6 protein-coding genes are annotated in these 3,412 nt (G+C 48.0%); all 6 read left to right on the top strand.

The genetic code is table 11. From position 1 onward, the window contains the following. Nucleotides 1-233: 233 nt before the first annotated feature. The 6 genes from ACUU1M_RS19425 (at nt 234) to ACUU1M_RS19400 (ending at nt 3,298) form a co-directional block, all read left to right on the top strand. Nucleotides 234-899: an epoxyqueuosine reductase QueH gene (locus ACUU1M_RS19425; protein ID WP_012421537.1), complete on the top strand. Its 666-nt coding sequence runs from the start codon at nt 234-236 to the stop codon at nt 897-899. A 227-nt stretch (nt 900-1,126) separates the two neighbouring features. Continuing rightward, on the top strand, nt 1,127-1,282 hold the full coding sequence (gene hokD / locus ACUU1M_RS19420; RefSeq protein ID WP_014532198.1) for a type I toxin-antitoxin system toxin HokD: 156 nt from the start codon (nt 1,127-1,129) through the stop codon (nt 1,280-1,282). A 249-nt stretch (nt 1,283-1,531) separates the two neighbouring features. After that, complete coding sequence (locus ACUU1M_RS19415) at nt 1,532-1,819, top strand: hypothetical protein (protein ID WP_000687440.1); 288 nt, start codon at nt 1,532-1,534, stop codon at nt 1,817-1,819. Between the two features lie 38 nt (nt 1,820-1,857). Then, nucleotides 1,858-2,457, top strand: coding sequence for a DUF1367 family protein (locus ACUU1M_RS19410; protein WP_000940303.1), 600 nt, complete (start codon nt 1,858-1,860; stop codon nt 2,455-2,457). Continuing rightward, entirely contained in the window at nt 2,457-2,747 is a 291-nt protein-coding gene (locus ACUU1M_RS19405) for a DUF1364 domain-containing protein (RefSeq protein WP_000228005.1), read from the top strand. The genes ACUU1M_RS19410 and ACUU1M_RS19405 overlap by 1 nt, the downstream gene beginning before the upstream one ends. Then, on the top strand, nt 2,744-3,298 hold the full coding sequence (locus ACUU1M_RS19400; RefSeq protein WP_000640122.1) for a DUF1133 family protein: 555 nt from the start codon (nt 2,744-2,746) through the stop codon (nt 3,296-3,298). Before ACUU1M_RS19405 ends, ACUU1M_RS19400 begins: the two co-directional genes overlap by 4 nt. The last annotated feature ends 114 nt before the right edge of the window (nt 3,299-3,412 follow it).

Genomic DNA, 3,412 nt, shown 5'->3' with positions numbered 1-3,412 from the left:
AGATACAGATTGAGCGTAACGCGAAAGCGCGGATACGCAGGGCGACAAAATCCAGAACTGAATAATTAAATTTAGCACTGTTAAAAATTTAATCCTTAACCGGAGGGATTTCTGCACCCTCAAATCATCAGGAGACCGCCCGAAAGGGCGGGGAGCAGTCACACATCTGTTTCCGATAGCCCCGTTCTAATGCTACACTCTTTGATATTTTTATGACCCCAATAAACATATTTATGACAGTTGCTGATTTCAAACGGCCCAAATTGGAGCTCCCAAACGGGGCAAACAAACTACTACTGCACTCTTGCTGTGCTCCATGTTCCGGTGAGGTGATGGAGGCGCTTCAGGCCTCGGGAATCGACTACACCATCTTTTTCTACAACCCGAACATTCATCCTCAGAAAGAGTATTTAATTCGTAAGGATGAGAATATTCGCTTTGCTGAACAACACGGCGTGCCGTTTATTGATGCTGATTACGACACAGACAACTGGTTTGAACGAGCCAAAGGAATGGAATGGGAGCCCGAACGAGGGATCCGTTGCACCATGTGTTTTGACATGCGTTTTGAGCGGACAGCGCTGTACGCCGCTGAAAATGGTTTCAGTGTGATCAGCAGTTCACTGGGCATTTCACGCTGGAAAAATATGCAGCAGGTTAACGACTGTGGGCGGCGAGCCGTCGCGCATTATCCGGGCATGGTGTACTGGGATTATAACTGGCGCAAGCAGGGCGGCTCGTCCCGTATGATTGAAATCAGCAAGCGCGAAAAATTCTATCAGCAGGAATATTGTGGCTGTGTGTATTCTCTGCGCGATACCAATCTACACCGCAAATCTCAGGGACGCCCTCTTATCAAAATTGGTCAACTCCACTACGGTAAAGAAGAGAAGGAGTGATTTTATGGGGCACCTTTCTGATTGATTTCATATTGGCGAGGTAAGTAGAATGACTGCGGGTGCTTGAGGCTATCTGCTTCAGGCATGAACACCAAAAGGCAGATAGAGAAAAGCCCCAGTTAACATTACGCGTCCGGCAAGACGCTTAACATTAATCTGAGGCCAATTTCATGCTTTGCACATGTAGGTTAGCCTCTTACATGCCGAAAGGCAAGGAGAAGCAGGCTATGAAGCAGCAAAAGGCGATGTTAATCGCCCTGATCGTCATCTGTTTAACCGTCATAGTGACGGCACTGGTAACGAGGAAAGACCTCTGTGAGGTACGAATCCGAACCGGCCAGACGGAGGTCGCTGTCTTCGTAGACTACGAATCCAGGAAGTAAGAGTGACCGGGTGGGGAGCTGATCCCATCCCCGCCCACCTCTGATGTGTCAGGCATCCTCAACGCACCCGCACTTAACCCGCCCATCGCTGTGATCTCTCAGCGTTTCGGCGGGTTTTTTGTTGTTTATTTCCGGTGAATTTGATTCGCGCACCTTCGCAGATAGAATCGACTCACTTAAGTAGCGCGCAGGGAGAAGAGGGATGGACCCCGAACAGGGGAGAGCTATTTATCTGGAAGGATTCTGAAGATGAAAATCGAAGAATTGCGTGAAATTTTTAGTGAAAATGGCCTCTATGCTGTGCGCGTTGAGAATGGAGCGATTGTCAGCCATTGCCGCATTAGATGTTTGCAATCTCAACAAAGGAAGAGCGGTGCTGTGTTATTTTATTTTTGTAATGGACTTCTGACGGACGGTTTTATTTTGCGTGAGGACGAATTTGTCACATCATTACGGGTTTTGAAAGAGATTGGTTTTAAGGCTGGTTTTCTGCTTTTGCTGAAGAATAAACTCATCTACAATCTTGAGCAGGATTGAACTCCTGCTGTGTAACACCGTGCCACCGGAGAAAGCCGATGGCACATATACAACTGGTCAAACAAACCTCTTCCGGATTACTTCTCCCGGCGACGCCGGAGAGTTGCGATTTTCTGCATCAAATCAAAATAGGTGAGTGGATACACGCAGACTTTAAGCGTGTGCGTAACTACGCATTCCACAAGCGTTTTTTCAAACTCCTGCAACTGGGTTTCGATTACTGGACTCCGATCGGTGGGGCGATCACGCCTCGCGAACGAAAACTGGTGTCCGGTTTCGTTGATTACCTGTGTGAATCAGTAGGCCGGGAACATACGCCAGCTCTGAGCGAAGCCGCAGAGCAATATCTGAATACAGTTGCGACACGCAGAACCCGTGATACGGCATTGCTAAAGTCGTTTGAGGCTTTCCGCGAGTGGGTAGCCATTCAGGCCGGATTTTACACCGAGCATTTTTATCCGGACGGTAGCCGTGGGTGTCGGGCGAAATCTATCGCGTTTGCGAATATGGACGAAACCGAGTTTCAGCAGGTTTATAAATCTGTACTGAATGTGCTGTGGAACTGGATTCTGTTCCGTAAATTTTCCTCTCCGGAACAAGTCGAAAATGTGGCCGCGCAGCTGCTGGAGTTTGCGTAATGGTGGATTTACTTAAAGCGGCGCGGGGGCAGATGTGCACCGTCAGAATTCCTGGCTACTGCAATCACGATCCGGAAACGTCTGTGCTGGCGCATTACCGACTGGCGGGAACGTGCGGAACAGCGATAAAGCCACACGATATGCAGGCAGCGATTGCCTGTAGCTCGTGCCACGATTTAATCGACGGGCGGGTAAAAACCAGCGATTACACCAAAGAAGAATTACGCCTGATGCATGCAGAAGGTGTTTTTCGCACACAAGAAATCTGGAGAAAGGAGGGATATTTATGATTTACCCAACGAATACAGGAAAAAGCGGAGAACACCTTCGTCTCACCACGCTGGAAAGTGTCTGGATTCAGGGAAAACTACGTATGTGGGGGCGCTGGTCGTATATTGGTGGCGGTAAGACGGGGAATATGTTTAACCTGATGTTGACCTCTAAAAAGCTGACAAAAACGGCAATTAACGAGGCGCTCCGGAGGATGAAAAAAGCAGGTCTGAACAAGTCTGAACTTGAGGCTTTTTTGCGGGATATGATTAACGGTAAGCAAAAGAGCTGGCTGGCGCATTGTACTGATGCAGAGGCGTTATGTATTGATCGGGTCATAAGTGAGGTGCTGGCAGAGCATCCAGGATTGATTAGCGTCCTTCGGCAACGGTATGAGGGGCGGGGGATGACCAAACGCAAAATGGCTGAACTGCTGAATGATGCACACCCGAAATGGAGTTTAAGAACCTGTGAAAGACGCATTGAGCATTGGCTAAAGGTGGCAGAATTTATTTTGTACAAACCAATGGTTATGGCTTTTGGTATAGAGAAAAAAGTTATTGCTTTTTGACGTAAAAACTGCTTCAATTCTTGTACGCTTCGCAAAGCTGTACCGCGAGGCGAATAGCAGACATGGACATTTGAAAGAGCCCGCTTTATGCGGGTTTTTTTATACCTGAAAAAC

The organism is Shigella sp. SIG6 (genome assembly GCF_053555815.1).
The sequence above is the reverse complement of the archived record's forward strand: the minus strand, read 5'-3'. Positions and strand labels throughout refer to the sequence as shown.

Excerpts from the sequence above, each read along its gene's own strand:
- ACUU1M_RS19425 (WP_012421537.1), top strand. The coding sequence starts at position 234 with ATGACAGTTGCTGATTTCAAACGGCCCAAATTGGAGCTCCCAAACGGG.
- hokD (WP_014532198.1), top strand. The coding sequence starts at position 1,127 with ATGAAGCAGCAAAAGGCGATGTTAATCGCCCTGATCGTCATCTGTTTA.
- ACUU1M_RS19415 (WP_000687440.1), top strand. The coding sequence starts at position 1,532 with ATGAAAATCGAAGAATTGCGTGAAATTTTTAGTGAAAATGGCCTCTAT.
- ACUU1M_RS19410 (WP_000940303.1), top strand. The coding sequence starts at position 1,858 with ATGGCACATATACAACTGGTCAAACAAACCTCTTCCGGATTACTTCTC.
- ACUU1M_RS19405 (WP_000228005.1), top strand. The coding sequence starts at position 2,457 with ATGGTGGATTTACTTAAAGCGGCGCGGGGGCAGATGTGCACCGTCAGA.
- ACUU1M_RS19400 (WP_000640122.1), top strand. The coding sequence starts at position 2,744 with ATGATTTACCCAACGAATACAGGAAAAAGCGGAGAACACCTTCGTCTC.